The 25,636-nt window shown below is 33.5% G+C and carries 27 protein-coding genes; 9 read left to right on the top strand and 18 right to left on the bottom strand.

The annotated features are described in order from the left end of the window. Positions 1-29: 29 nt before the first annotated feature. From lepA to P3875_RS02940, 5 genes are all read right to left on the bottom strand, one after another. Positions 30-1,826, bottom strand: coding sequence for a translation elongation factor 4 (lepA, locus tag P3875_RS02960; protein ID WP_303444765.1), 1,797 nt, complete (start codon positions 1,824-1,826; stop codon positions 30-32). 237 nt (positions 1,827-2,063) lie between these two features. Further along, positions 2,064-2,582, bottom strand: coding sequence for a hypothetical protein (locus P3875_RS02955; RefSeq protein WP_303444764.1), 519 nt, complete (start codon positions 2,580-2,582; stop codon positions 2,064-2,066). A 36-nt stretch (positions 2,583-2,618) separates the two neighbouring features. Then, positions 2,619-3,125, bottom strand: coding sequence for a hypothetical protein (locus P3875_RS02950; RefSeq protein ID WP_303444763.1), 507 nt, complete (start codon positions 3,123-3,125; stop codon positions 2,619-2,621). Positions 3,126-3,131: 6 nt separating this feature from the next. Further along, positions 3,132-4,322 (bottom strand): C10 family peptidase, encoded by a 1,191-nt coding sequence (locus tag P3875_RS02945; protein ID WP_303445414.1) that lies wholly within the window; start codon positions 4,320-4,322, stop codon positions 3,132-3,134. A 257-nt stretch (positions 4,323-4,579) separates the two neighbouring features. Beyond that, entirely contained in the window at positions 4,580-5,467 is an 888-nt protein-coding gene (locus P3875_RS02940; protein WP_303444762.1) for a pirin family protein, read from the bottom strand. 128 nt (positions 5,468-5,595) lie between these two features. Here P3875_RS02940 and dusB point away from each other — a divergent pair, with 128 nt between their 5' ends. Next, positions 5,596-6,591: a tRNA dihydrouridine synthase DusB gene (gene dusB, locus P3875_RS02935; RefSeq protein ID WP_303444761.1), complete on the top strand. Its 996-nt coding sequence runs from the start codon at positions 5,596-5,598 to the stop codon at positions 6,589-6,591. A gap of 32 nt (positions 6,592-6,623) precedes the next feature. On the opposite strand, the gene P3875_RS02930 is transcribed toward dusB, so the two are convergent. The 10 genes from P3875_RS02930 to hemA form a co-directional block, all read right to left on the bottom strand. Beyond that, complete coding sequence (locus tag P3875_RS02930) at positions 6,624-7,025, bottom strand: c-type cytochrome (protein WP_303444760.1); 402 nt, start codon at positions 7,023-7,025, stop codon at positions 6,624-6,626. 20 nt (positions 7,026-7,045) lie between these two features. Then, entirely contained in the window at positions 7,046-8,044 is a 999-nt protein-coding gene (gene hemB, locus P3875_RS02925; protein WP_303444759.1) for a porphobilinogen synthase, read from the bottom strand. Between the two features lie 54 nt (positions 8,045-8,098). After that, positions 8,099-8,452 carry a four helix bundle protein gene (locus tag P3875_RS02920; protein WP_303444758.1) on the bottom strand — a complete coding sequence of 118 codons (354 nt, stop codon included), beginning with the start codon at positions 8,450-8,452 and terminating at the stop codon, positions 8,099-8,101. 84 nt (positions 8,453-8,536) lie between these two features. Then, entirely contained in the window at positions 8,537-9,439 is a 903-nt protein-coding gene (gene hemF / locus P3875_RS02915) for an oxygen-dependent coproporphyrinogen oxidase (RefSeq protein WP_303444757.1), read from the bottom strand. After that, positions 9,436-9,816 (bottom strand): hypothetical protein, encoded by a 381-nt coding sequence (locus P3875_RS02910; RefSeq protein ID WP_303444756.1) that lies wholly within the window; start codon positions 9,814-9,816, stop codon positions 9,436-9,438. Before P3875_RS02910 ends, hemF begins: the two co-directional genes overlap by 4 nt. A 129-nt stretch (positions 9,817-9,945) precedes the next feature. Next, entirely contained in the window at positions 9,946-10,497 is a 552-nt protein-coding gene (locus tag P3875_RS02905) for a transposase (RefSeq protein WP_303444755.1), read from the bottom strand. Positions 10,498-10,549: 52 nt separating this feature from the next. Beyond that, positions 10,550-11,575, bottom strand: a complete 1,026-nt coding sequence (hemE, locus tag P3875_RS02900; protein ID WP_303444754.1) for a uroporphyrinogen decarboxylase — start codon at positions 11,573-11,575, stop codon at positions 10,550-10,552. A gap of 40 nt (positions 11,576-11,615) precedes the next feature. Further along, the gene (locus tag P3875_RS02895; protein WP_303444753.1) at positions 11,616-12,281 is read right to left on the bottom strand and encodes a uroporphyrinogen-III synthase; all 666 of its coding nucleotides are present in this window, start codon (positions 12,279-12,281) and stop codon (positions 11,616-11,618) included. Positions 12,282-12,289: 8 nt separating this feature from the next. Continuing rightward, on the bottom strand, positions 12,290-13,216 hold the full coding sequence (gene hemC, locus P3875_RS02890; protein WP_303444752.1) for a hydroxymethylbilane synthase: 927 nt from the start codon (positions 13,214-13,216) through the stop codon (positions 12,290-12,292). Then, positions 13,209-14,468: a glutamyl-tRNA reductase gene (gene hemA / locus P3875_RS02885; protein ID WP_303444751.1), complete on the bottom strand. Its 1,260-nt coding sequence runs from the start codon at positions 14,466-14,468 to the stop codon at positions 13,209-13,211. Before hemA ends, hemC begins: the two co-directional genes overlap by 8 nt. 231 nt (positions 14,469-14,699) lie before the next feature. Here hemA and P3875_RS02880 point away from each other — a divergent pair, with 231 nt between their 5' ends. The 5 genes from P3875_RS02880 to P3875_RS02860 are packed head-to-tail and all read left to right on the top strand — an operon-like array spanning position 14,700 to position 19,424. After that, positions 14,700-15,566 carry an AraC family transcriptional regulator gene (locus P3875_RS02880; RefSeq protein ID WP_303444750.1) on the top strand — a complete coding sequence of 289 codons (867 nt, stop codon included), beginning with the start codon at positions 14,700-14,702 and terminating at the stop codon, positions 15,564-15,566. A gap of 21 nt (positions 15,567-15,587) precedes the next feature. Next, on the top strand, positions 15,588-16,607 hold the full coding sequence (hemH, locus tag P3875_RS02875) for a ferrochelatase (protein WP_303444749.1): 1,020 nt from the start codon (positions 15,588-15,590) through the stop codon (positions 16,605-16,607). Between the two features lie 3 nt (positions 16,608-16,610). Further along, entirely contained in the window at positions 16,611-17,141 is a 531-nt protein-coding gene (locus P3875_RS02870; protein WP_303444748.1) for a CopD family protein, read from the top strand. A gap of 9 nt (positions 17,142-17,150) precedes the next feature. Beyond that, the gene (locus P3875_RS02865) at positions 17,151-18,623 is read left to right on the top strand and encodes an ATP-binding protein (RefSeq protein ID WP_303444747.1); all 1,473 of its coding nucleotides are present in this window, start codon (positions 17,151-17,153) and stop codon (positions 18,621-18,623) included. A gap of 18 nt (positions 18,624-18,641) precedes the next feature. After that, positions 18,642-19,424: an enoyl-CoA hydratase/isomerase family protein gene (locus P3875_RS02860; protein WP_303444745.1), complete on the top strand. Its 783-nt coding sequence runs from the start codon at positions 18,642-18,644 to the stop codon at positions 19,422-19,424. 51 nt (positions 19,425-19,475) lie between these two features. Here P3875_RS02860 and mtgA read toward each other — a convergent pair whose 3' ends face one another. Both mtgA and P3875_RS02850 read right to left on the bottom strand, forming a co-directional pair. After that, positions 19,476-20,156 carry a monofunctional biosynthetic peptidoglycan transglycosylase gene (gene mtgA, locus P3875_RS02855; RefSeq protein ID WP_303444744.1) on the bottom strand — a complete coding sequence of 227 codons (681 nt, stop codon included), beginning with the start codon at positions 20,154-20,156 and terminating at the stop codon, positions 19,476-19,478. A 37-nt stretch (positions 20,157-20,193) separates the two neighbouring features. Beyond that, on the bottom strand, positions 20,194-20,874 hold the full coding sequence (locus P3875_RS02850) for a DedA family protein (RefSeq protein WP_303444743.1): 681 nt from the start codon (positions 20,872-20,874) through the stop codon (positions 20,194-20,196). 151 nt (positions 20,875-21,025) lie between these two features. Between P3875_RS02850 and P3875_RS02845 the strand changes: the two genes are divergently transcribed. From P3875_RS02845 to P3875_RS02835, 3 genes are all read left to right on the top strand, one after another. Then, positions 21,026-22,930, top strand: a complete 1,905-nt coding sequence (locus P3875_RS02845) for a S9 family peptidase (RefSeq protein WP_303444742.1) — start codon at positions 21,026-21,028, stop codon at positions 22,928-22,930. Positions 22,931-23,057: 127 nt separating this feature from the next. Next, positions 23,058-24,251: an aminopeptidase C gene (locus P3875_RS02840; protein WP_303444740.1), complete on the top strand. Its 1,194-nt coding sequence runs from the start codon at positions 23,058-23,060 to the stop codon at positions 24,249-24,251. Between the two features lie 70 nt (positions 24,252-24,321). Further along, entirely contained in the window at positions 24,322-25,242 is a 921-nt protein-coding gene (locus P3875_RS02835; protein ID WP_303444739.1) for a mechanosensitive ion channel family protein, read from the top strand. Between the two features lie 40 nt (positions 25,243-25,282). Here the strand turns inward: P3875_RS02835 and P3875_RS02830 are convergent, their stop codons facing one another. Next, positions 25,283-25,630 (bottom strand): heavy-metal-associated domain-containing protein, encoded by a 348-nt coding sequence (locus tag P3875_RS02830; protein WP_303444738.1) that lies wholly within the window; start codon positions 25,628-25,630, stop codon positions 25,283-25,285. Positions 25,631-25,636 lie beyond the last annotated feature (6 nt).

The following is a 25,636-nucleotide window of genomic DNA, read 5'->3' as shown; positions in this document are numbered from 1 at the left end:
AAAGCGTTTTTTATATTTTAGACTGATAATTAATCATTTAATTTTAAAACTGCCATAAATGCCGATTGCGGTATTTCTACATTACCAACTTGGCGCATGCGTTTTTTACCTGCCTTTTGTTTTTCTAACAATTTACGTTTACGCGAAATATCACCACCGTAACATTTAGCGGTTACGTCTTTACGTAAGGCTTTAATAGTTTCACGCGCAATAATTTTAGCACCAATTGCTGCCTGAATAGGAATATCGAATTGTTGACGAGGAATTAATTCGCGTAACTTTTCGCACATTTTTTTACCAATGTGATACGCATTATCTTCGTGAATTAAAGCCGAAAGTGCATCTACATTTTGTGCATTTAACAACACATCTAAACGTACTAATTTAGACTGGCGCATACCAATTGGGTGGTAATCAAACGATGCATATCCTTTTGAAACCGTTTTTAATCTGTCGTAAAAATCAAATACAATTTCTGCCAAAGGCATATCAAAGTTCAATTCTACTCTACTTTCGGTTAAATACGTTTGGTTGGTAATTTGTCCGCGTTTTTCAATACACAAGCTCATTACTTGTCCTACAAAATCAGATTTTGTTATAATGGTAGCTTTAATAAAAGGTTCTTCTACACGATCTAATTTCGATGGTTCTGGTAAATCAGATGGGTTGTTTACAATTAAAGCAGTATCTGGATCTTTTTTAGTATATGCAAAGTACGATACGTTGGGTACGGTTGTAATAACCGTCATATTAAATTCACGCTCTAAACGTTCTTGAATAATTTCCATGTGCAACATTCCTAAGAATCCACAACGGAAACCAAAGCCTAAAGCAGCTGAACTTTCGGCCTGAAAAACCAACGAAGCATCATTTAACTGTAATTTTTCCATAGATGCACGCAAATCTTCATAATCTTCGGTATCAACAGGGTAAATTCCAGCAAAAACCATTGGTTTAACATCTTCAAATCCAGAAATTGCCTTTGTGGTAGGGTTTGCAGCATCGGTTACTGTATCACCTACTTTTACTTCTTTTGCTTCTTTAATTCCAGAAATTAAATAACCAACATCACCTGCCGAAATTTTTTGCTTAGGAACTTGGTTTAATTTTAAAGTACCTATTTCATCGGCAAAATATTCATTGCCGGTTGCCATGAATTTAATTTTCTGATTCTTTTTAATTTCGCCATTTATTACTCTAAAAATAACTTCAATTCCACGGAAAGGATTGTAATGAGAATCAAAAATTAAGGCTTGCAAAGGTTCATCAACGTTGCCTTTTGGAGCAGGAATACGCTCAATAACCGCTTCTAAAATATTTTCTACCCCAAAACCCGTTTTACCCGATGCATGTATAATATCTTCAATTTTACAACCTAATAAATCTACAATATCATCGCTAACTTCTTCAGGGTTAGCACTTGGTAAATCAACCTTATTTAATACCGGAATAATTTCTAAATCGTGCTCTAAAGCTAAATAAAGGTTTGAAATAGTTTGTGCTTGAATACTTTGCGCTGCATCAACAATTAACAAAGCCCCTTCGCATGCTGCAATAGAACGTGAAACTTCGTACGAAAAATCAACGTGTCCTGGGGTGTCAATTAAGTTTAAAATATAGGTTTCGCCTTTATATTTGTATTCCATTTGTATAGCGTGACTTTTAATGGTAATACCACGTTCACGCTCTAAATCCATATTATCTAAAAGTTGCGCCTGTGCTTCACGTGCGGTTACTGTTTGCGTAGCATCTAACAAACGATCGGCCAAGGTACTTTTTCCGTGGTCAATATGGGCTATAATACAAAAGTTTCTAATGTTTTTCATCTAAGTAAAAATGTAATAAAATAAATTGTTCTTTGGGCGTGCCGTTCGTCGTTCCTCCTTCGTCGGGCTATACGCTACAAGTCCTCATTCTTGCGGGCTTTTCGCTTCTATCCCTCACGCAGTTTCCAAAGGCTACAAAGTGCAAATATAGTTTATTTTTTGTAGCTTTTTAAAAATAAAAACCCTATTAAGTTTTAAAGCTAATATGGTTAAAATAACTATTTATTTAATTTATACTTATTTAATAATTTCAATAATATCTTGAGCTGGGTATTCTGTTCCATTATAATTTACACTAGTAATATAATTATAAGTTCCATTTACAAGGCTATAATAATAATGAACAGTAATAGTGTCATATTTATTTTCATTATATTTTAATTTATAATACGCTATTGCAGATTTATTTGGTTCGTCAAAAGCATAAGTACGTCCAAAAAAAAGATCTAAACTATTATTACCAATGCTACGTATTTCGGAAATATTAACAATATCTGCTACTAATTGCCCATTTATATACAAATCGTTAAAATTTTCATCGGTGGCAATTAGGCTTAAATATTCGGTTTTATATTCTCCAATATCAAAAAGACCTTCACCATTCTTATTTTTATAACTAAAAGTTTGTTGTACGTTTACTTTTTCTTCTGGAAAAGGGTTCACATTATCATCTTCTCCATTACTTAACGTATTTTCACTACAGCCACTAATAAAGCTTATAACCATAATACTTAATATTGTTTTAAAGAATTTCATAAAGTAGCTTATTTAGGGGTTATATTTGGCAATTGCTTATTTTATAATTTCAATAATATCTTGAGCTGAGTATTCTGTGCCGTTATAGTTAATTTTTGTTAATAAAAGATTGTTGCAACTAATATCATAATAACTAATAATTTTATCAAAATTATTCTCATCTAACTTTAATAAAAAATATCCAATAGCACTATTTTCAGCTTTATTTTCATACACATGTCCTAATTCTAAAACTAATCTTGTTATTTCATTATTTTCATTAAATTCTTTTTGTACTTCTACGTAATTAGGCTTGTCTGCAATTAAATTACCATTAGGTGCATATTGATAATTCCATTGACTATCTGTTGCTATTAAACTTAAATTTTTATAATCAATTTCTGACTGCCATTGACCTATAGAATTTGTGAATTTTATATCTTGTTTTGTTTTAACAATAATTTGCCAAGATGGGCAAGGATTTTCTTCTGTTTTGATAATGTTATCTGTAGAACAAGCGAATAAAACAAAACTTATCATGAGTACCAATATATTTACTTTCATAATTCTTTAGTTTGGAGTTATATTTGCAATCATATGTTGGTTATAAATAAACTGTACACTATTAATAACGATTCCGTCTATATCTGTCCAAGAGTCATAATCGTACCAACCATTTCTAGAACCACCCCAACCCCAATTCATGTGTAAATGGTTTGCCATGGTAGCTGTAAAATTTGTATTGTTATTAGGGTTAAAATAGGCACCTACAATTCTTTCATAACCATCTGTTACCCAAGCGTGTCCTTCATCATACGAATTTTTTGTTTTTGTTTTTCCTATAGACATACCAAAAATTTTTAAAGGCTTACTTACCACGACCACTTCCATTACTCTGTAACCCGCTAAATAAACAGGTTTTCCTGCTATAATATTATTTTTAACAACATTTAAATCTATACCCACTACACCACTTGTTGTAAAATTATAAACGTTATTAAAGGCATCACATGCCTTTTGAGTATATGCTTCGGCAAATTCGCAATTATATTTCATTTGCACACTTGCGCCAATATGTGCTAAAAAAGAAGCAATATCAAAGGCAGGTTGACTTGTATATGAAAAAGGGGCATTATTTGTGATAAATGGATACATTGTACTAATGTTAAAAATATTGGGGTGGTTATAGTATTTCATTATTTGCCCCATTGCTACAGCTACATAGCCAACAGGAGCAGTACCAGCAGTACAGCCACCGTAAAAACGCACATCATTATTATACATTACTTTTGTGGTAGTATTACTTTGATTCCAAGCGATATTATTCAACAAAGGACCATATGTTTCAGCAGATTGACTTAACAAAACTGCAGGCTCTAAATATATTGGATTCCCATTAGGATCTGTTAACCCCACACCAATATTTACCCTTACAGCATTCCATTGTTGCACAATACCCTCACTAGCAGGACTTCCAGTTGCTTCTAAACCGTTTATTTTTAGATATTTTGTTAATAACCAATCATCAACACCACCATGTCCGTTAATAGAACCTAAATCAAAACTACCTTTATTTGCATAAGCTAAAATAGGTTTTTCTAATGTAGAAGCTGAAAGAACAACAAAACCATTATTTTCTTTAAGATTAAAAACGTACATAACGGGTTGATTATTTTCGTTTACAAGTGTTTGTACTTCCTCTAAATTATTTTCATCTACATTTGGTATACCCTTTGCTTGTTTATGTTTAGCATGCTTAATAAAATTTACAACGGCATTTTTTGCTTGTTGTTTGCTAATTAAAGTACTGGTTTGTTTATTCTGTTCAGAATAATTATCATTGTTTAAATCGTTACTACACGATGTTAATAATAGAAGAAGTGCAACTAGCCCCCCCCTAATAAAAAGAGTGCTTTTTTCATATTAAATTAATGTTAAATTTTATTTAAACAAATATATAAAAACATTTGACTCTAAAAAGTTTTATCGATTGATTTTTAATGTTTTATAAAAAATATTTAAGGTTTTTTAAAAGAATCAACAGGCAACGGAACAAAATCGGTTTCTCCAGGAACTTTTGCAAATTCTTGTGCTTGCCATTTTAGCTTTGCTTCATCAATTTTTTTGCGTGATGTTGAAACAAAATTCCAGTAAATAAAACGTTCTTCAGGGAAAGGTTCCCCACCAAACAAGTAAACGGTTGAACCTGCCAAAATTTCAAACGCGCACAAATGCGCATCTTTAGTAATTAAAATTTGCTTAGCACTAAACTCTGTATCTTGGTGCTTAATACTTCCTTCTAAAATATACAAACCACTTTCGCCGTACAATCTATCTTTTAAATGAACGGTTTGTGTTTTATTCGCCTTTATTTCAATCATATACAACTTACTGTAAACAGGCACCCCCGATTTTTTATCTTCAAACTCACCCGCAATCAGTTTAAAATCTAAATCTTCTTCTTTCCAAACGGGTAAATCGTTCGCATCAATATGTACAAAATCAGGTTCCATATCTTCTAAATGCTTTGGCAACGCAATCCAAATTTGTAAACCGTGTATTTTTTTGGTTTTGTTACGTAAATAATTCGGTGTTCTTTCAGAATGTACCACACCTTTGCCAGCAGTCATCCAATTTACAGCACCGGGTTCAATGACAATATCATTACCTAAACTGTCTTTATGCGCTATTGCCCCTTCAAACAAAAAAGTTAAGGTAGACAAACCTATGTGTGGATGCGGCGGTACGTCTAAATTTTCATCGGCATTCATGGTTGCAGGTCCCATATGATCAATAAAAACAAAAGGGCCAATTGCACGTTTTTGCTTAAAAGGCAATAATCTGCCAACCAAAAAATTGCCAATATCGGCAGCTTTTTCTTCAAAAATAAAATCTATATTCGACATATTCTCTAAAAAATTCTTTTAATAAAGATACTAAAATACGGATGTTTAATTTGTTAATCTGCGTTAAGATTCAATCAACGTTTTAATAAATCTACAAAAAGCATTAATTTTGCAAAAAATTTCATTGAATGATTAAAATAGGAAAAATAGAATTACCTGAACATCCGTTACTACTTGCACCTATGGAAGATGTAAGCGACCCGCCTTTTCGCAGATTGTGTAAAATGCACGGAGCCGACATGATGTATTCTGAATTTATTTCGTCGGAAGGGTTAATTCGCGATGCCATGAAAAGCAAAATGAAATTAGATATTTTTGATTACGAACGCCCGGTTGGTATTCAAATTTTTGGTGGCGATGAAGAAGCTATGCAACTTTCGGCAAAAATTGTTGAAACAGTTCAACCTGATTTAGTAGACATTAATTTTGGTTGCCCCGTTAAAAAAGTGGTTTGTAAAGGCGCGGGTGCTGGAGTTCTAAAAGATGTAGATTTAATGATTAGGCTAACAAAAGCGGTTATTAACGGCACCAACTTACCAGTTACGGTTAAAACACGTTTGGGTTGGGATGAAGAATCGATAAACATTGACGAAGTTGCCGAGCGTTTGCAAGATGTAGGCGTGCAAGCATTAACTATTCACGCACGTACGCGCGCGCAAATGTACAAAGGACATAGCGACTGGACACATATTGAACGTATTAAAAACAATCCACGTATTAAAATTCCTATTTTTGGTAATGGCGATATAGATTCCCCTCAAAAAGCAAAAGAGTACAAAGAGCGCTTTGGATTAGATGGCATGATGATTGGCCGCGCTGCAATTGGATATCCTTGGATTTTTAATGAAATTAAACACTATTTAAAAACTGGTGAAATTTTAGCTCCGCCTACCATGAAAGATCGTTTAGAAGCTGCTAAAAACCATTTAATATGGTCTATGGAATGGAAAGGTGAACGATTAGGTATAGTAGAAATGCGCCGCCATTATACCAATTATTTTAAAGGAATACATGGTTTTAAAGCACATCGCCAACGATTAGTCACCGAAGATGACCCGAATCAATTATTAAGAATTTTCGACGAAATTGAAGATTTCTACAAAGATTATGTAATTGAACTATAACAGAAAAACAACTCTAAAGAGTTGTTTTTCTGTTATTTTACAGTACTTAAAATGTAAGCTTCAAGCGATTTAATTTCTTCATCGCTCATGGTTTTTAGAATAGCAAAATTGGTCTCCATTACATTGTATTGTGTTGGATCTACAATTGGTTTTGCTTTTTTACGTAAAAACGCAACCAAGTCGCCATTTTGTTCTTTGTAAATTTCAGCAATTTCTTTAACGCTAGGCCCTATAACCTTTTGATCAACTTTATGGCAAGAGTAACATGCCGCTTTATTGCTTTCAAACAACTCTTGTCCGTCTGCAACCAATTGCTCTTCTGGATTTAAATTTTCGTATTTTGTATCCGATACGGATGGATTTACTTCTTTTTCTTTATTACAAGACACTAAAACAGTTGCCGCGAATAATGCAAAGACTATCTTTTTTTTCATGATTAATAAAACTTAACTATTTAGATTTTTTTTAATAAAATTGCGGCTTCTTTAGCAAAATAGGTCGAAATCAAACTCGCTCCGGCTCTTTTAATACACATTAATTGCTCCATCATGATTTTGTCATTGTCTAGCCAGCCTTTTTCGGCAGCTGCTTTTATCATCGCATATTCGCCTGAAACATGGTAAACAGTTACTGGTACATTAACAGCGTTTTTAACCTCTCTAACGATGTCTAAATAGGCAATTCCGGGTTTTACCATCACCATATCGGCGCCTTCTTCAACGTCCCATAGGGCTTCTTTGACCGCTTCAATGCGATTGGCATAATCCATTTGGTAGGTTTTTTTGTCTTTTGGCACTACGACATCGGCTTCTTTGGGAGCGGAGTCCAGAGCGTCTCTAAATGGCCCGTAAAATGCCGAAGCATACTTAGCCGAATAACTCATGATACCTACATTATGAAAACCAGCAGCATCCAGTCCTTGACGTAATCGTAATACTCTTCCGTCCATCATATCAGATGGTGCAACAAAATCGGCTCCGGCCTCAGCATGTGAAATTGCCATTTTTACCAAAGCATCGTTGGTCGCATCGTTTTCAACATCGCCATCGGTAATGATTCCGTCATGTCCGTAAATAGAGTAGGGGTCCAAAGCTACATCGGGCAATACAATCATTTCCGGACAGGCAGCTTTGATAGCGCGAATAGCATTTTGCATCAATCCATTTGGATTCCAGGCTTCGGTCCCGGCATTATCTTTAAGTTTTTCGTCTACTTTTACATAGATGTTTACTGCGCGAATACCCAAAGTGAAAAGTTCTTTGACTTCTTCAACGGTTAAATCAACCGAACGACGAAAAATACCCGGCATCGAAGGGATTTCGACTTTTACGTTTTCGCCTTCGGCAATAAACATTGGAAACATAAAATCACTTGGACTTAAGGTTGTTTCTCTAACTAAACTTCTAATCGATTCGTTTACTCTTAAACGACGGCCTCGTTGTAATGGGAACATAATATTTAGCATTTTGCTGTCAGCTTTTAGCAATTAGCTTTCAGTTTTCAGCGATTAATTATTTAATTTTGAAATTAAACTATTTAGCATTTTTTTAATTTCTTCAATTTGGGATAATAGTTTTTCACTTGATTCTTTATTGATGAAATTTAAATCAGTACTCAATATAAATTGATATTCTAATTCATTTGCAGATCCAAACGCAATTATTAAAAATCTCGCAAAATCTTTATCTGTATTTCTACCGCAACCTTCCGCAATATTAGTTGGTATTGAACTTGCGGATCTTTTCATTTGACTGGTTAAGCCAAAAAGTTCTTCTTTTGGAAAAGTATTTAATATATTATAAACGTCAAGTGTTAATTGATGTGATTTTTGCCAAACTGTAAAATTTCTATAATCTTTCATGTGTTTTAAGCTATTAGTAATCAGCAATTAGCCATTAACGATTTTATACTAAGCTAATCGCTGAAAGCTAGTTGCTAATTGCTCTTATACCCAATCAACAGGTTTTTCTAATACTTTAATTAATTTTTCTTCTTCGCTTCCAGCTTCCGGATGATGGTCGTATACCCATTGCACATGTGGAGGCAAACTCATCAAAATAGATTCAATTCGACCATTGGTTTTTAAACCAAATAAGGTGCCTTTGTCATGAACCAAATTGAATTCGACATAACGACCACGACGGATTTCCTGCCATGTTTTTTGTTCTGGGGTAAAAGGCAATTCTTTTCTTCGTTTTACAATTGGCACATAAGCTTCCAAGAAACTGTTTCCAACCTCTGTAACGAAGTCGTACCAATTTTCCATTGACATTTGTTCTGTTGCTTTGCAATAATCAAAGAATAATCCCCCTATTCCACGGGCTTCATTGCGATGAGTATTCCAGAAATACCCATCACATTGTTTTTTATATTTGGGATAAAATTCCGGATTGTGCTTGTCACAAGCGGTTTTACACGTTTGATGAAAATGAATGGCATCTTCTTCAAACAGGTAATATGGCGTCAAATCTTGTCCGCCGCCAAACCACTGCTGAATAACATTTCCATTGTCATCATACATTTCAAAATAACGCCAGTTGGCATGAACCGTTGGCACCATTGGGCTTTTAGGATGAATAACCAAACTCAGTCCGCAGGCAAAAAAATCAGCTTCGCCTACGTTAAATAGTTTTTGCATGGAATCGGGTAATTTTCCGTGAACAGCAGAGATGTTGACTCCGCCTTTTTCAAAAACGGCACCGTTTTCAATTACACGGGTTCTTCCGCCACCGCCTTCCGGTCGTTTCCAAAGATCTTCTTTAAACTTGGCCTGACCGTCAACTGCTTCCAAACCAGCTACTATTTGATCCTGAAGTGTTTGTATGTATTGGTAAAATTTATTTTTCATGATAAATTTGCTTTTACTGCCGCAATTTTATTATTGATTCCAAAAGAAAACATTTTGCTTTCGGCTTGGATATAATTGTAGATCGCAATCGCTTTTTCTAAAAAGGGAAACTGATTTTTCTGCGACATCTGCACTAGAATATCAGCAAATTGTTCCTGATGATTCCAGTCCAAATGACAACGTTTCAGGAGTTCAATCAGTTCGTCTTCAGAAATTTCGTTGATTCTTTCTAGGCTTAAACCAAAATTTTTTAATTGCTCCTCAATAGTAGGAATAGCTTCTTCATTCCACTTTGGTACATAAACTAAAGTGTGAAGTGTTTTAAGAATGTTATCTATTCTTATTTTTTCCTGATCTCTTAAGCCTTTGTTGAGCATTTTATTTTTTTTTCGTTTTGAACCTGCAAGGTTTTTTTAAACCTTGTAGGTGTTTATCTTTTGATCTGTCTCTTTCTCATACCTACAAGGTCAAAAAAAGACCTTGCAGGATAGACGAATGCTTAAAAATCATTCAAAAGTATGTTTTTCAGTCAATAAATCGTTTTTCTGACTATGACAAAAAACAAAATTTTCCAAACCTCCGAATAATCTTAAAACTTCATCTCTATCTATTTTTGTTTCTTTTGTGGAAATAGATGATTGATAGGAAGAAAATTTATATTCTTTAAAATTCACATCTAAATGATGTTTAGGGTTTAAATGAACATATAGAATTAATTGTTTTAAATAATTTTCATCATTCAATTTTATCCTTTTGAAATGTTTTTCAAAAAGACTTCCGGTTCTGTCATTTTGCTTGTTAACAGCTTTTACATATGAATTGAAAAAATTAGAAAAAGCTTGTGTTACAATTTTTTCATCATCATTTAGTTTTATAATTAAATGAAAATGATTATCCATCAAACAATAAGCAAATATTGAAATTTTATCAGTTAAATATTTACTTAACTGTTTTAGAAAGAGACAGTTATTATCATCATTAAAAAAAATTGAGGTGCTATTTATTCCTCTATTGTAAATGTGATAATAACTGTCTCTTTCTAAAATTTCTATTTTCATTTTGCTGCAAATTTAGACCTACAAGGTTTTAGAAACCTTGCAGGTTAAATGCCTACTGATTATATTCTTTCACGGCATCAATAAACGCTTTGGCGTGATCTACCGGAATATTTGGTAAAATTCCGTGACCCAAGTTTACGATGTATTTGTCTTTTCCGAATTCGTCAATCATTTCATGCACCATTTTTTTAATGGTTGGAATTGGCGAAAGCAATCTTGATGGATCGAAATTTCCTTGTAAAGTAATATTTCCACCTGATAAATAACGGGCATTTCTGGCGGTACAAGTCCAGTCTACACCAAGTGCAGAGGCTTTACTTTTCCCCATTTCGTTCAAAGCAAACCAACATCCTTTTCCAAAAACAATAACTGGTGTAATTTCAGCTAAAGCTTCTACAATTTGGTTGATGTATTTCCATGAAAATTCTTGATAATCGGTTGGAGAAAGCATTCCTCCCCAAGAATCAAAAATTTGAACGGCATTTACACCTGCTTTCACTTTTTCTTTTAAGTATAAAATGGTGGTATCGGTGATTTTTTGTAATAAAGTATGTGCTGCTAGCGGGTTTGAGAAACAAAATCCTTTAGCCGTATCAAAGCTTTTCGAACCTTTTCCTTCTACAGCATAACAGAAAATAGTCCAAGGTGATCCTGCGAAACCAATTAAAGGCACTTCGTCATTCAGCATTTCTTTGGTTAATTTTACCGCATCAAAAACGTATCCTAAAGTCTCATTTACATCCGGAACATACACTTGATTTACCTGTTCCATGGTACGAATTGGATTTGGAATTTGTGGACCTAAATTATCTTTCAATTCTACGTGAATTCCCATGGCTCTTGGTACTACCAAAATATCCGAAAACAAGATTGCTGCATCCGGAGCAATACGACGAATAGGTTGCACGGTGATTTCGGCAGCTAATTCAGGGGTTTCACAACGTGTGAAGAAATCATATTTGTCGCGCAAGGCTCTAAATTCTGGTAAATATCTTCCTGCCTGACGCATCATCCATACCGGTGGACGTTGAACAGTTTCTCCTTTTAATGCTTTTAAAAATAGGTCGTTTTTTATCATTTTTTATGCTTTTAGCTTTTAGCTTTATGCCTTAAGCGTTCTATTTATAATAATTTATGCACTGTATAATTACGTTTTCTATTGTTTGCTTATTAGCAATAACAACATTGGTTGTTATTCCGTTTAAAGCTTCGGCTGTTGTAGTACCTATACAGAAACACGTTTGATTTGTTATTGAGTTGTGTTGAAGATAACTTTGAATTGCCGATGGACTAAAAAACAGTATACCATTTATTTTAGCTTTAACTTCTTTTGAATTTGCAGTGTTTTGATACACTGTATATTCATTAAACAAAATTCGGGAATTTTGAAAGGCATTTGGCAATACATTTCGTCGTATATTTCCTGCAAAAAAAGCAATATGTTCTAACACATATTTTTTCTGAATAATTGGCGCTAAATTTTCAGCATAATCTTCACATTCTAATACTGTAAAACCATTTTCTTGCAACAATTGCTTGGTATTTACCCCTACACAAACCACTGGGATGTGTTTCAATTTTTCAACATTTTCATTCTGCATCACACTTTTTACGGCATTTTGCGATGTAAAAACCAATAATGTTGGAATGGCTTTTAATTGAAACGAAAGAAATTCTATTTTAATAAAATTGGCATGAATAACAGAAAAACCTGCATTTAACAAAAACTGTTTTTGATTGATTGTCAGCACTTTTGTAGATAAAACACAGATTTTGTTGTTCATGTTTTAAACTATTTTGTTTTTAATTGTTCGCGAATTTGACTCATTAGCGTACTTCCACCATTTTCTAAAATTTCTTGAGCGCTAAAAAAACCTAATTTTTTCCATTCTTCGATTGGAACAATTTTGTTTACTTCAAATTTTTGCGATCCATCAATCGAAAATAAAACACCTTGAAAGTGAATGGTATCATCAACTTCATTGTATTTTGCAAAAGCTCCAATTGGTGCGGTACAGCCTCCTTCTAACGTTCTTAAAAACTGTCGTTCAATATGTGTACATATTTCAGTTTCTACATCGTTTAGTTGTGCTAATATATCTAAAGCATATGTGTCATTTTCCATAGCAACAACAAGCATAGCACCTTGAGCTGGCGCAGGAATCATCCAATCTAAATCTATAAATTGACTAGGTTTTAAATTGATTCTTTCTAAACCAGCGGCAGCAAAAACAGCTCCGTTCCAATCGTTATCTTTAAGTTTTTTCATTCGGGTATTTACGTTTCCACGTAAATCTACCACTTTATGATTGGGGTATTTGTTAAGCCATTGTGCCTGACGGCGTAAACTTCCGGTGGCAATTGTACCGTTGGTTTTTAAAAAATCAAGAGTACCTTTATGAACCAAAATATCTAATACATTTGCACGCTTTAAAACAGCAGCTTGCACAATACCTTTAGGTAAAGCAGTAGGTACATCTTTCATAGAATGCACCGCAATATCAACCTGGCCGGTAATCATTGCCACATCAAGTGTTTTTGTAAAGATACCTGTTATTCCTAATTCGTATAAAGGTTTATCTAATAGAATATCTCCGTCTGATTTTACCGCAACTATTTCAGTTTTACAGCCTAAATCGTTTAGTTTTTTTGCTACTGTATTGGCTTGCCACAAAGCTAATTCGCTATCGCGTGTACCAATTCGTATGGTTTTAGTCATTTTGTAAAGATTCTAATTGAAATACTTTCCCAATCCATTCAATACTTTCATCTACTTCGGTTGCATCGTCTTTTAAATGATTGGCGAATTGTGTAGTAATTTTTTGAATAAGTCGGCTTGTAATTATTTCGGCCTGTGCTTCGTTAAAATTATCTAATTTCTTCTTGTGGTATTTAAGTTCGTTTTGTTGCATTTCTTCCAATTTTGCTTTTAAAGCGTGTATGGTTGGTGCAAATTTACGAGCTTGTGTCCATGTGATAAATTCGTGCTTAATTTCATCGATAATAGCCATTGCTTGCGGCACGTATTGTTTGCGTTTTTCAAGTGTATCATCGGTCATTTGTGATAAAGTATCTAAATGTATCAACTCTACCCCATTAACATCTAACACATTCTGGTTTACATTTTTAGGAATAGATAAATCTAAAATTAGCAATGGCTTTTTTAAATTTAATAATTCTTTATCAATTGTAGGATTTTGCGCACCAGTAGCAACAATTAAAACATCGGTATTTTGAATTTCGGCTTGTAAATCAGCATAATCTTTAACTATTAAATTAAATTTTCCTGCTATTTTTTGAGCTTTATCAATGGTACGGTTTATTAATGTAATATGGCTGTTTTTAGAATGTTTTACTAAATTTTCGCACGTATTTCTTCCTATTTTTCCTGTACCAAACAACAAAATGTTTTTATCTTTAATGTTAGGTACATTGTTTATGATATAATGTACCGATGCAAACGAAACTGATGTTGCTCCTGAACTTATTTCGGTTTCGTTTTTTATACGTTTGCTTGCTTGTATTACCGAGTTTACCAAACGTTCAAAATAATTATTAGCCAAACCTTTTTCACGTGCAGCTATAAATCCATTTTTAACTTGGCTTATAATTTCAAAATCGCCTAAAATTTGGCTATCCATGCCTGTACCCACCTTAAAAAGGTGTGTTACAGCCTCGTTGTTTTTATGCACATATGCTACTTGCTGAAAATCGTCAACAGTACCATTACTGTGGGTGCATAAAAGTGAAATTAATTGAAAAGGGTGTTCTGCAAAACCATACAATTCGGTTCTATTACAAGTAGAAATTGCCATAACCGAAACTATTCCCTGTCTGCGGGCATCGTCTAGCAAATTTAATTTAGCTTGTTCGCTTAAACTAAATTTGCCGCGCATTTCTGCATCGGCTTTTTTATAATTTAAACCAACTACATAAAAATGCAGTGGTTTTGTATCGTTATTGTTTTTCATTCTTTACTATTGTAATAAAGTGCTACAAATTTAAACGCTTGATTTGAATTAAAATAACGCTAAAGGGACTAATTTTAACCTTTGGGTTATTTTTGGCTTTTTAACAAGATACTTTTCCTAAAAAACCTTACATTTGTTGAGTTTTAATTCTATTTGAACGCAGATATTTAGAACTATTCTAAATAAAAGTTACGCAAGATAGTCCTTTTAAAAATTTATAAAAATAACGCTATGAGTACCCAAGAAGATGTTATTTTAGAAGATGATTTTATTTGCATTCGTTTAAAAAACGAAAGCGATGATTTACAAATAGTTACAAAAGATTTAAGTAATGAAGTACTTCAATTTCATTTTATACTAAAAGGTAATGGCGTGTTTCGTTTTAACAATGGCACATATGAAATGCCAGTTAATGAAGAAAGTTGCTTAACGCTATACAATCCTCAAAAAAATTTACCAATTAACTTAGCATTACAGCCGCATTCTTGGATTATTTCTATAATAATATCATTAAAAAAATTCCACAATCTTTTTTCAACCGAAGCTGAATTTATTCCCTTCTTAAATAAAGATACTATAAATCGTAAACATTACGCACAAAGCAGCATTACCCCTTCTATGGCTGTTGTTTTATATCAGATAATGAATTTTAACTTACATTCATCGGTTAAAACATTGTATTACAAAGCCAAAGTTTATGAACTTTTAAGCTTACTGTTTAATAAACCCGAAGGAGACGAAGATGAAAGTTGTCCGTTTAAAACTGATGAGGTTGAAATAATTAAAATTAAACAAGCTAAAGATATTCTATTAAAAAACATGGCCGAACCGCCAACTTTGCAAAAACTTGCCGATGAAGTTGGTCTTAATATTAAAAAGCTAAAATTAGGTTTTAAGCAAGTGTATGGCGATACTGTTTATGGCTTTTTGTTTGATTACAAAATGGAATATGCACGCAAATTACTAGATAGTGGTACATATAACGTAAACGAGGTTGGCAACCGTATTGGTTACAGTACAGCAAGCCATTTTATTGCTGCTTTTAAAAAGAAATTTGGCACAACACCTAAAAAATACCTAATGTCACTAATTAATTAAACAACAAACATTTATTTTTATATGAAAGGAGTTTTACTTGTAAATTTAGGTTCGCCTGATTCGCCAACAAAAAAAGATGTAAAAACATATTTAGATCAATTTTTAATGGATGAACGTGTAATAGATGTCCCTTATTTATTGCGCTTATTTTTAGTAAAAGGAATTATTTTAAATACACGTCCAAAAAAATCGGCAGCGGCGTATCAAAAAATTTGGTGGCCCGAAGGTTCACCTTTAATTGTACTTTCGCGCAGGTTGCAAAACAAATTACAAAACTTAGTGAATGTGCCCGTTGAGCTAGCTATGCGTTACGGCAACCCAAGTATTGAGGCTGGTTTAAACAGCTTACACCAACAAGGTGTTACCGAAGTACTAATTTTGCCTTTGTATCCGCAATTTGCAATGGCAACTACCGAAACTATTTTAGTCTTGGCCGAAGAAATTCGTCAGAAAAAATTCCCAAGCATGTCGTTCACTACGGTTCCTGCTTTTTACAACAAACCTGATTATATTGAGAACTTAGCAGCTTCAATAAAAAATGCATTAGCAAATTTCAATGCCGATTATGTTTTGTTTTCTTATCATGGAGTGCCTGAACGCCACATAAAAAAATCAGATGTAACCAAATCACATTGCCAAATAAACGGAACCTGCTGTAACACACCATCAAAAGCACATGAGTTTTGTTACCGTCACCAATGTTACGAAACCACAAAACAAACCGTAAAACTTTTAGGTTTAAGTGACGATAGATACAGCACATCGTTTCAATCGCGTTTAGGTCGCGATCCGTGGTTGCAACCGTACACAGATGCTACTATTGATGGTTTGGCACAGAAAGGCATAAAAAAACTTGCCGTTGTAACCCCAGCTTTTGTAAGCGATTGTTTAGAAACCTTAGAAGAAATTGGTATGGAAGCTGCTCACAGTTTTAAAGAAAACGGTGGCGATGAATTTTTATCAATACCGTGTTTAAACGATAACGATGATTGGGTAAAAACACTAAGTATTTGGGTTGAAAACTGGGCAACTAAAAAATAAGCTATGTATTTATATTTAAAATCCTTACATATTATTTTTGTTGTATCTTGGTTTGCTGGCTTGTTTTACATTGTACGTTTATTTGTTTATTTTGCCGAAGCGCAACTAAAACCAACAATTGAAAAAGACATACTTAGTAAACAATACCAAATAATGACACACAGATTGTGGTACATTATTACGTTTCCTGCAGCTGTTTTAACCACATTCTTCGGAATTTGGATGCTTTTTGAAAACCCTGCGCTGTTAAAAATGCCTTGGATGCACGTAAAATTATTTTTTATAATACTTTTATGGTTGTATCATTTAAAATGCCAACAATTTGTAAATCAAACAAAAAACAACAACTTAACCAAATCAAGTTCGTTTTTTAGAATTTGGAACGAAGGGGCAACCATTATTTTATTTTCGGTGGTTTTTTTAGTAATTTTAAAAAACGCAGTTAATTGGATATATGGCGTTTTAGGAATTGTGTTACTATCGGTTTTATTAATGATAGGTATTAAATTTTACAAAAAAGTTCGAAGCAAATAAAAAGCGATTATGAGTAACTTTTTGGGCATAAAAAGAACATCTTTACAGGTTAGAATTTTCATAGCCATGATTTTTCTTACCGTAATTTCATCGGTGTTAATTGCCATGGTTACCATTTATCAATTTAAAAAAGAAGCCCGCAACTACCATCAAGATCGCTTACAAAGAAAAGAAGACGCTGTAAACGAACATGTAAATTTCATTTTAAAAACCACTAGCACTGAAGTAACAACAGCCAATTTACCATTTATTTTTAAAGAAAAAATATTTGAACTTTCTACAATTCACAACATACAAATTAACATTTATGATTTAGACGGAAAACTATTAATTTCTTCAAAAGGAAATTTTATAGTTGATAAAGCTAATAATTCTGAAATTTCGCCAACAGTATTAAAAATAATCGAAACAACTAGCACCAAAAAGTTTACCGATCTACGCATTATTGATGGCGTTACCTACCGATCTGCTTACAATTATATAAAAGACGCAAAGTTTAAACCATTAGGTATCATTAGCATGCCTATTGCCGAAGAAAAGTGGTTTTACGAAAAACAAGTAAATAGTTTTTTACTGCTGTTTGGTCAGATTTATATTTTTGTAATCATTTTAGCAATTATATTGGCTTACATTTTATCGAACTACATTACAAAATCGATACAATTAATTAGCGAACGTATACAAAAAACGAATCTAAACCGTAAAAACGAAAAAATTAAGGTTCAAAACACATCTTCAGAGATTGAAACTTTAATAAACTCATACAACCAAATGGTTGATAAGTTAGAAGAATCGGCAGAAAAGCTAGCTCAAAGCCAACGCGAAATGGCATGGCGTGAAATGGCAAAACAAGTAGCGCACGAAATTAAAAATCCGTTAACCCCCATGAAACTTACGGTTCAAAGTTTTCAACGAAAATTTAATCCAACAGACGAAAAAGTAAACGAAAAAATAAAAGATTTTTGTGAAACCATGGTTCAACAAATTGATACCATGAGTGCAGTAGCTTCGGCGTTTTCAAATTTTGCATCTATGCCTGCGCAACAAAACACACAATTAAATATTGTAAAAGTAGTTCAGCTTGCTTTAGATATTTTTAACGAAGATTTTATCCAATTTCAATCAACCGAAGAAGAAATCATTGCTACTTTTGATCAATCACAAATAATTCGCATCATTAATAATTTAGTAAAAAACGCCATTCAAGCCATACCAACTTACGAACCTTTTCCGCACATTTTAGTTAAAGTTGCGCGCATTGAAAATGAAGTTTTAATTACCATTTCAGACAATGGCAGCGGAATACCCAACGACATAAAAGATAAAATTTTTGAACCTAAATTCACTACAAAAACAAGCGGTATGGGCTTGGGGTTAGCTATGATAAAAAACATGATTGAAGCCTACAAAGGCACCATACACTTTGAAACAACAGTAGATAAAGGAACTACTTTTTACGTACAATTACCTATTACTAACTAAAAAATAATTGAAATAATAATGCAATTCGAAAACATTTTAACAGAGAAAAACAACGCGGTAGCAACAATTACCATTAACCGCCCAACAAAATTAAACGCTTTAAACAAAGCAACTATTGAAGAGTTACACAACGCTTTTAAACAATTTGAAAGTGATACAGATGTAAGGGTAATAATTATTACAGGTTCAGGTGAAAAGGCATTTGTAGCTGGAGCCGATATTTCGGAATTTGCAAGTTTTAACACCTCAGAAGGTTCAGAATTAGCGCGTAAAGGACAAGAACTTTTATTTAATTTTGTTGAAAACCTAAAAACACCTGTAATTGCAGCAATCAACGGTTTTGCTTTAGGTGGTGGCTTAGAATTGGCTATGGCAGCACATATACGTATAGCAAGTGATAACGCTAAAATGAGTTTACCCGAAGTTACTTTAGGCGTAATACCAGGATACGGCGGCACGCAGCGTTTGCCTCAGCTAATTGGCAAAGGGCGTGCGAACGAATTAATTATGACAGCACAAATGATTGATGCCCAAACTGCATTAAGCTACGGTTTAATTAACCATATGGTGCCGCAACCAGAATTATTAAACAAAGCGAATGAAATGGCTTTAAAAATTGCAAAAAACTCTCCTACAGCCATAACGCAAGCTATAAAAGCTGTTAATGCTAACTTTCAGGATGGCATAAACGGATTTAACACCGAAATTGATCGCTTTGGATATTGCTTTGGTACCAACGATTTTAAAGAAGGTACTACTGCCTTTTTAGAAAAACGCAAAGCAGAGTTTAAAGGAAATTAAAAATAAAAAAATCCTGTAAGTTTCATTACTTACAGGATTTTTTATGTTTTATTAATAATTAGGATTGCTGTATTGACGCATTTGTTTTACTATTGCACTTTTACGTCTTTCAATATATCGCGAACCATTTTTTGCTTTATATACGCGCGGATTAGGTAAAATAGCTGCTATTGATGCTGCTTGTGCTTTGGTTAAATTTTTAGCCGATTTACCATACCAATGTTGTGCAGCGGCTTCTATTCCATAAATTCCTTTACCCATTTCAATAGAGTTAAGGTACACTTCCATTATACGTTCTTTACCCCAAACAACTTCAATTAAAACGGTAAAATATGCTTCTAAACCTTTGCGAATATAACTTCTGCCTGGCCACAAAAATACATTTTTTGCTGTTTGTTGGCTTATCGTGCTTCCGCCTTTAATTTTTTTCCCTCTTTGGTTGTTTTTATAAGCTTTTTCAATGGCTTGCATATCAAAACCATTGTGATTGGTAAATTTACCATCTTCACTTGCAATTACGGCTTTTTGTATGGGCATACCCATTTGGTCAATCGAAATCCAATCGTGTTTCCATACTAATTCTTTTCCTTCTATAATTTGCTCGGCAGTGCGAATAAACATTAATGGCGTAAACGGTACCGGTACAAATTTAAAAAGTACTACTAATCCTATACTTAAACCAAAAAAGTATAGTATAACTTTTCCTAAAAATTTAAAAAATTTCTTTATCATTTTACATAAAAAAAGGGATGTAAATATACTCCCTTTTTTAATTTTTTGCTCTTTTATTTTTAATCAACTTAACAACAAATGGTACTGTAGTAATAAAAATAATGATTAAAATAATATATTCTATATAATGTGTTAAATCAAATCCGTAACTATCTAGCAAAAAGCGATATAGATAATGGCCTGCAAAAATCAACGAGAATGCCCAAGCAATTGAACTAATGATATTGTAAAACAAAAACTTTTTAAATTGCATATTTGCTACTCCCGCAATAATGGGTGTAAAAGTACGCACAACTGGTAAAAAGCGAGCAAAAATTATAGCTCGTCCTCCGTGTTTTTCAAAAAAAGCTTTCGATTCTAACAAATATTTCTTTTTAAATAAAAAGCCATCTTCTTTTTGGTATAAATAATTTCCGCTTTTTGCACCAAACCAATATCCGAACAAATTACCAATAATACCAGCCAAGGCAACTAACGATGCAACACCTAAAACATTTAAAAAATCGCTTTCAATAACCACAACTTCGCTTAACAACGCTTTGCTGTAAATACCCGATAAAAACAATAAGCTATCGCCTGGTAAAAAGAAACCAGCTAACAAACCTGTTTCGGCAAAAACAATAAACAAAACTACATATAAGCCAATTTTATGTCCTGCAATTTCTAAATTTATATAAAACTCTGGGTTTATTAAATCGGCCCAATTAAAATCTTCCATTTATAAAAAATTAACCTCACTTTTTTCAGCCCGTGAAATTACTTAATATTTATTAGTTTTTATAGTCTACGAGTACATAAAACAAAACTTTAAGGAATTTTTATCATTTATAATTTCGTAAATTTATCGGCAATTAAAAAAAGGTATTAAAATGAAACAAATTTTAGTAGCGGCTTTATCGGTAATTACTTTACAAGTAAGTGCCCAAGAAAAAGTGCTTACCAAAGAATTATTGTGGCAATTAGGACGCGTAAACCCAGTAGGTATTACTGAAAAAGGCGATTATTTAATTTATAAAGTAGGTATTCCTAATATTGAAAAAAATAAAATAGAATACCAAACATACCAAACAACCATTGATGGTAAACGCATAAAACAACTTGAAAGCGCCGATGGTTTATTAAAAAACAGAAATTTATCGCCCGATGGTAAGTGGGAACTTTCTACTGAAGAAGTTAAAGTTAATAAAGTTTTAGGCAAAGATCGTTACCCAGAATTAAAAGAAGCAAACGTTTATGTTTACGATGGGTTAGATTACCGCCATTGGGACAAAGATAACGACGGAAGTTTTAGTCACGTTTTTGTTACCAATTTAGAAACCAAAGAAAAAATTGATTTATTACAAAACGAACCTTATTACAGTCCACAAGCTCCGTTTGGTGGAGAGGAGGATTACATTTGGCACCCAAGCGGAAAATCGGTAATTTATGTATCTAAAAAGAAAGCAGGTACTGCCTATGCTACAAGCACAAATACCGATTTATACGAGTATAACTTAGAAACCAAACAAACAGCAAACTTAACCCCTAAAAATTTAGGCTACGATACACACCCAACGTTTTCACCAAACGGCGATTTAACGTGGTTGCAAATGAAGAACGATGGTTACGAAGCTGATAAGAATGATATTATTGTACGTCATAAAGGCATTGATATTAACTTAACTGCTGGTTGGGACGGAACTGTAAACAGTTATGTTTGGAGCAACGATGGCAAAAAAGTATATTTTATTGCACCAATTGATGGAACCACTCAACTTTTTGAAGTGAATTTTCCTGGATTAACAAGAATAGCTGTTAAAGTAAAGCAATTAACCAATGGTGTTTTTGATGTTGCCAGTATTGTTGGTTTCGCAAATGAAAAAGTGTTGGTTACCCGTACCGATTTTAATACGGCAGCAGAAGTTTTTTCGTACGATTTAAAGAAAAAAACTTGGAAACAAGTTACGCATGTAAACGACGCTGCGTACAGCAAAATTGCCAAAAGTAAGGTTGAAAAACGCTACGTAACTACAACCGATGGTAAAAAAATGTTGGTTTGGGTTATACTTCCGCCAAATTTTGATGCAAATAAAAAATACCCAACATTATTATACTGCCAAGGCGGACCACAATCTATCGTATCGCCTTTTTATTCGTTTCGTTGGAATTTTCAGTTAATGGCAGCAGAAGGTTATGTAATTGTTGCGCCAAACCGCAGAGGTTTACCTGGTTTTGGTGTAGAATGGAACGAAGCCATTTCTAAAGATTGGGGTGGACAGGCTATGAATGATTATCTTTCGGCGATTGACGATGTTTCTAAAGAAAAGTATGTAGATACGGCGCGCCGTGGTGCTGTTGGTGCAAGTTACGGTGGCTATTCGGTTTACTATTTAGCAGGAATACACCAAAACCGATTTAAAAGTTTTATTGCACATTGCGGTGTTTTTAACTTACACAGCATGTACGGAACTACCGAAGAAACATTTTTCCCTAATTGGGATGCAGGCGGTGCGTATTGGGATGCCGATACGAATAAAGATATAGCAAAAACATACTACCAACACAACCCTATTTTATTGGTGAAAAACTGGAACACACCTATGTTGATTTTCCATGGTGGTAAAGATTACCGTGTGCCAATTGGGCAAGGACAAGAAGCATTTGCAGCGGCACAGTTGCAAGGTATTAAAAGTAGGTTTGTTTATTTACCAGATGAAAACCACTGGGTACTAAAACCACAAAACGCACTAGTTTGGCAAACCGAATTTTTTAAATGGTTAAAAGAAACGTTGTAGGTTGTAGGTTGTAGACTTTAAGATTGAAGCAAAAGCTTGGTCAAAGTGAATTTTCAAACTAAATCATCAAAATCTGTAACAAATTACATAAATTCGTACTTACTATTAAAATATTCAAAATAACAATATGTTTCGTTTAAAATTAAAACCATTATTTGCGGCGGTATTAATTGCTTTGGCTGCAACTTCAAATGTATCGGCACAAGACGATTTAATGAATAAGGTAAAGGCAAACCAAAGTGCCAACAGTAAAGATCATTTTACGTTTACCGATGTAATAAATTTAGAAAACACTTCAGTTAAAGATCAGGGGTCATCTGGAACTTGCTGGAGTTATTCAGGAAATTCTTTCATTGAATCTGAAATGATTCGTATGGGTAAAAAACCTGTTGAGTTAGCTCAAATCTTTACTGCACGTAACGCGTATATCGAAAAAGGTAAAATGTATGTAAAAATGCATGGTGCAGTTACGTTGGGCGAAGGTGGTGCTTTTCACGATGTAATGAACATGTACAAAAAATACGGTACGGTTCCAAGATCGGCTTACACTGGTTTACAGGAAGGTCAAACACGTAACAATTTTTCTGAAATGAGCAAAATGACCGAATCTGTTTTGGCATCGGTTATTAAAAACGATAAACTTTCAGAAAACTGGTTAAACGCTTACACTGCTGTTGTGGACAGTTATTTAGGTAAAGCGCCAAAAGAGTTTATGTACGAAGGTAAAAAATACACACCTAAAACATTTGCAGATCAAGTAGTTGGCATTAACCCTGATGATTATGTAGAAGTTTCTTCGTTTACTGAATATCCATATTATTCTAAATTCACTTTATTAGTGCCAGACAACTGGGCTTTTGACCAAGTTTGGAACGTAAAACAAGACGAATTAGTAGAAATTGTTGACAACGCTTTAAAAAACGGTTATACTGTAGCTTGGGGTGGTGATGTTTCTGAAAAAGGATTCAGCTGGAAAAACGGTGTAGCTTACATTCCTGAAATTGATTTTGCACAAATGACAGCAGAACAAAGAGCAGATATGTTTAACGGACCTAAACCAGAGAAAAAAGTTACCGATGCAGACCGCCAAAAAGCATTTGATAATTACGAAACTACCGATGACCACGGTATGCACATTGTAGGTATTGCTAAAGATCAAAACGGTAAAGAATATTATATAGTTAAAAACTCATGGGGTTTATCTAACGACTACAAAGGATATATGTACATGACTAAAGAGTTTATGAAATACAAAGCAACCGATGTTATGGTACACAAAAACGCGTTACCTAAAGCAATTGCTAAAAAATTAGCTATCTAATTAAAAAGTTAAATAGTTTAAAAGAGATGTTTTACGCATCTCTTTTTTTATTTTTGTAAAAATTTGTTTTATGAAGGAAGATACATTAAAAGTTACAGAAAAAGAACTACTAAACGCAGTTAACACAGAAGCCGTGAAAGGTAATTTGGTTAATAAATTTGATAAGTATTCAGACTATTTAGAATTGTTAATTGTAAAATTTGTTGATGCGATACCTTCTATTATTGGAGCTATATTAGGTTTAATAATTGGTTTATTCATTATTAGAACCATATTAAAAATAGTGCGCAACCGATTTGAAAAACGTAACGTAGATATGTCTTTACGCGGTTTTTTAATATCTGTTATACAATTTATACTTTACGCGGTACTTATTTTAGTTGTAATACAAAATTTAGGCTTTGAAACCACTGCTATTTTAGGTGCTTTATCGGGTTTGGTATTAGCTGTTGGCTTGGCTTTACAAGGGTCGTTATCAAACTTTGCTGGTGGTGTTTTAATTTTGTTATTCCGCCCGTTTGAAGTAGGTGATTATATAGAAAATTCTGCAGGAACCGACGGTACAGTTGATAAAATTGACTTACTATACACCAGCCTTACAACAACACAAGGTATTAAAGTTTTTAGCCCCAACGGTGCGTTAGCAAATTCGGTTATTCGCAATTTTAGTAAAATCACCAATCGCCGTTTTGAGTACGTTGTAGGTATTGGTTATGAGGATAATATTAAAACCGCACAAACCGTTATTTTAAATGTTTTAAACAGCGATGCTAGAATTATAAAAGAACCCGCTCCTGAAGTTTTTGTTACAGATTTAGCAGATAGTTCGGTAAACTTAACCATACGCGCTTGGGCAAGTAAAGATAATTATTGGCCCGCACGTAATAGTTTACAACAAGAAATAAAAGTAGCCTTAGATAATGCTGGAATTAACATACCCTATCCGCAACAAGAAATGCGTATTATTAGTGATACTAAACCAAATTCATAAAAAAAAAACAGCTTCAAATTTGAAGCTGTTTTTTTTTAATTTATGATGCTCTATCGTACTGGCAACAACCATGTAAATTTTCATAAGCAGTATCATTTGCTTTTTCATTTTTGGTATCGTGCCCTGATTTAGCTACTGATTTTTCTACTTTTGATGTATTGGTTTTGTTTTCATCAATAATAACATGTAATGTTTGATCATCTGCATGCCACTCTGCCGATTTTACTCCTTTTACTTGGTAGGCAGCTTTTTCAATACGTTTTTTACACATGTCGCAATTACCTTTTACCTCAATATCAGCTTTTGCATTTTTACTTTTCTTTTGTTGAGCTTGTGTAGCAAACGATGTTCCTAAAACTGCTAATACTACTAATAATAAATTCTTCATTTTTAA

This window comes from Myroides sp. JBRI-B21084 (assembly GCF_030545015.1).
GTDB lineage: Bacteria > Bacteroidota > Bacteroidia > Flavobacteriales > Flavobacteriaceae > Flavobacterium.
The sequence above is the reverse complement of the archived record's forward strand: the minus strand, read 5'-3'. Positions and strand labels throughout refer to the sequence as shown.

Excerpts from the sequence above, each read along its gene's own strand:
- lepA (WP_303444765.1), bottom strand. The coding sequence starts at position 1,826 with ATGAAAAACATTAGAAACTTTTGTATTATAGCCCATATTGACCACGGA.
- P3875_RS02955 (WP_303444764.1), bottom strand. The coding sequence starts at position 2,582 with ATGAAATTCTTTAAAACAATATTAAGTATTATGGTTATAAGCTTTATT.
- P3875_RS02950 (WP_303444763.1), bottom strand. The coding sequence starts at position 3,125 with ATGAAAGTAAATATATTGGTACTCATGATAAGTTTTGTTTTATTCGCT.
- P3875_RS02940 (WP_303444762.1), bottom strand. The coding sequence starts at position 5,467 with ATGTCGAATATAGATTTTATTTTTGAAGAAAAAGCTGCCGATATTGGC.
- dusB (WP_303444761.1), top strand. The coding sequence starts at position 5,596 with ATGATTAAAATAGGAAAAATAGAATTACCTGAACATCCGTTACTACTT.
- P3875_RS02930 (WP_303444760.1), bottom strand. The coding sequence starts at position 7,025 with ATGAAAAAAAAGATAGTCTTTGCATTATTCGCGGCAACTGTTTTAGTG.
- hemB (WP_303444759.1), bottom strand. The coding sequence starts at position 8,044 with ATGTTCCCATTACAACGAGGCCGTCGTTTAAGAGTAAACGAATCGATT.
- P3875_RS02920 (WP_303444758.1), bottom strand. The coding sequence starts at position 8,452 with ATGAAAGATTATAGAAATTTTACAGTTTGGCAAAAATCACATCAATTA.
- hemF (WP_303444757.1), bottom strand. The coding sequence starts at position 9,439 with ATGAAAAATAAATTTTACCAATACATACAAACACTTCAGGATCAAATA.
- P3875_RS02910 (WP_303444756.1), bottom strand. The coding sequence starts at position 9,816 with ATGCTCAACAAAGGCTTAAGAGATCAGGAAAAAATAAGAATAGATAAC.
- P3875_RS02905 (WP_303444755.1), bottom strand. The coding sequence starts at position 10,497 with ATGAAAATAGAAATTTTAGAAAGAGACAGTTATTATCACATTTACAAT.
- hemE (WP_303444754.1), bottom strand. The coding sequence starts at position 11,575 with ATGATAAAAAACGACCTATTTTTAAAAGCATTAAAAGGAGAAACTGTT.
- P3875_RS02895 (WP_303444753.1), bottom strand. The coding sequence starts at position 12,281 with ATGAACAACAAAATCTGTGTTTTATCTACAAAAGTGCTGACAATCAAT.
- hemC (WP_303444752.1), bottom strand. The coding sequence starts at position 13,216 with ATGACTAAAACCATACGAATTGGTACACGCGATAGCGAATTAGCTTTG.
- hemA (WP_303444751.1), bottom strand. The coding sequence starts at position 14,468 with ATGAAAAACAATAACGATACAAAACCACTGCATTTTTATGTAGTTGGT.
- P3875_RS02880 (WP_303444750.1), top strand. The coding sequence starts at position 14,700 with ATGAGTACCCAAGAAGATGTTATTTTAGAAGATGATTTTATTTGCATT.
- hemH (WP_303444749.1), top strand. The coding sequence starts at position 15,588 with ATGAAAGGAGTTTTACTTGTAAATTTAGGTTCGCCTGATTCGCCAACA.
- P3875_RS02870 (WP_303444748.1), top strand. The coding sequence starts at position 16,611 with ATGTATTTATATTTAAAATCCTTACATATTATTTTTGTTGTATCTTGG.
- P3875_RS02865 (WP_303444747.1), top strand. The coding sequence starts at position 17,151 with ATGAGTAACTTTTTGGGCATAAAAAGAACATCTTTACAGGTTAGAATT.
- P3875_RS02860 (WP_303444745.1), top strand. The coding sequence starts at position 18,642 with ATGCAATTCGAAAACATTTTAACAGAGAAAAACAACGCGGTAGCAACA.
- mtgA (WP_303444744.1), bottom strand. The coding sequence starts at position 20,156 with ATGATAAAGAAATTTTTTAAATTTTTAGGAAAAGTTATACTATACTTT.
- P3875_RS02850 (WP_303444743.1), bottom strand. The coding sequence starts at position 20,874 with ATGGAAGATTTTAATTGGGCCGATTTAATAAACCCAGAGTTTTATATA.
- P3875_RS02845 (WP_303444742.1), top strand. The coding sequence starts at position 21,026 with ATGAAACAAATTTTAGTAGCGGCTTTATCGGTAATTACTTTACAAGTA.
- P3875_RS02840 (WP_303444740.1), top strand. The coding sequence starts at position 23,058 with ATGTTTCGTTTAAAATTAAAACCATTATTTGCGGCGGTATTAATTGCT.
- P3875_RS02835 (WP_303444739.1), top strand. The coding sequence starts at position 24,322 with ATGAAGGAAGATACATTAAAAGTTACAGAAAAAGAACTACTAAACGCA.
- P3875_RS02830 (WP_303444738.1), bottom strand. The coding sequence starts at position 25,630 with ATGAAGAATTTATTATTAGTAGTATTAGCAGTTTTAGGAACATCGTTT.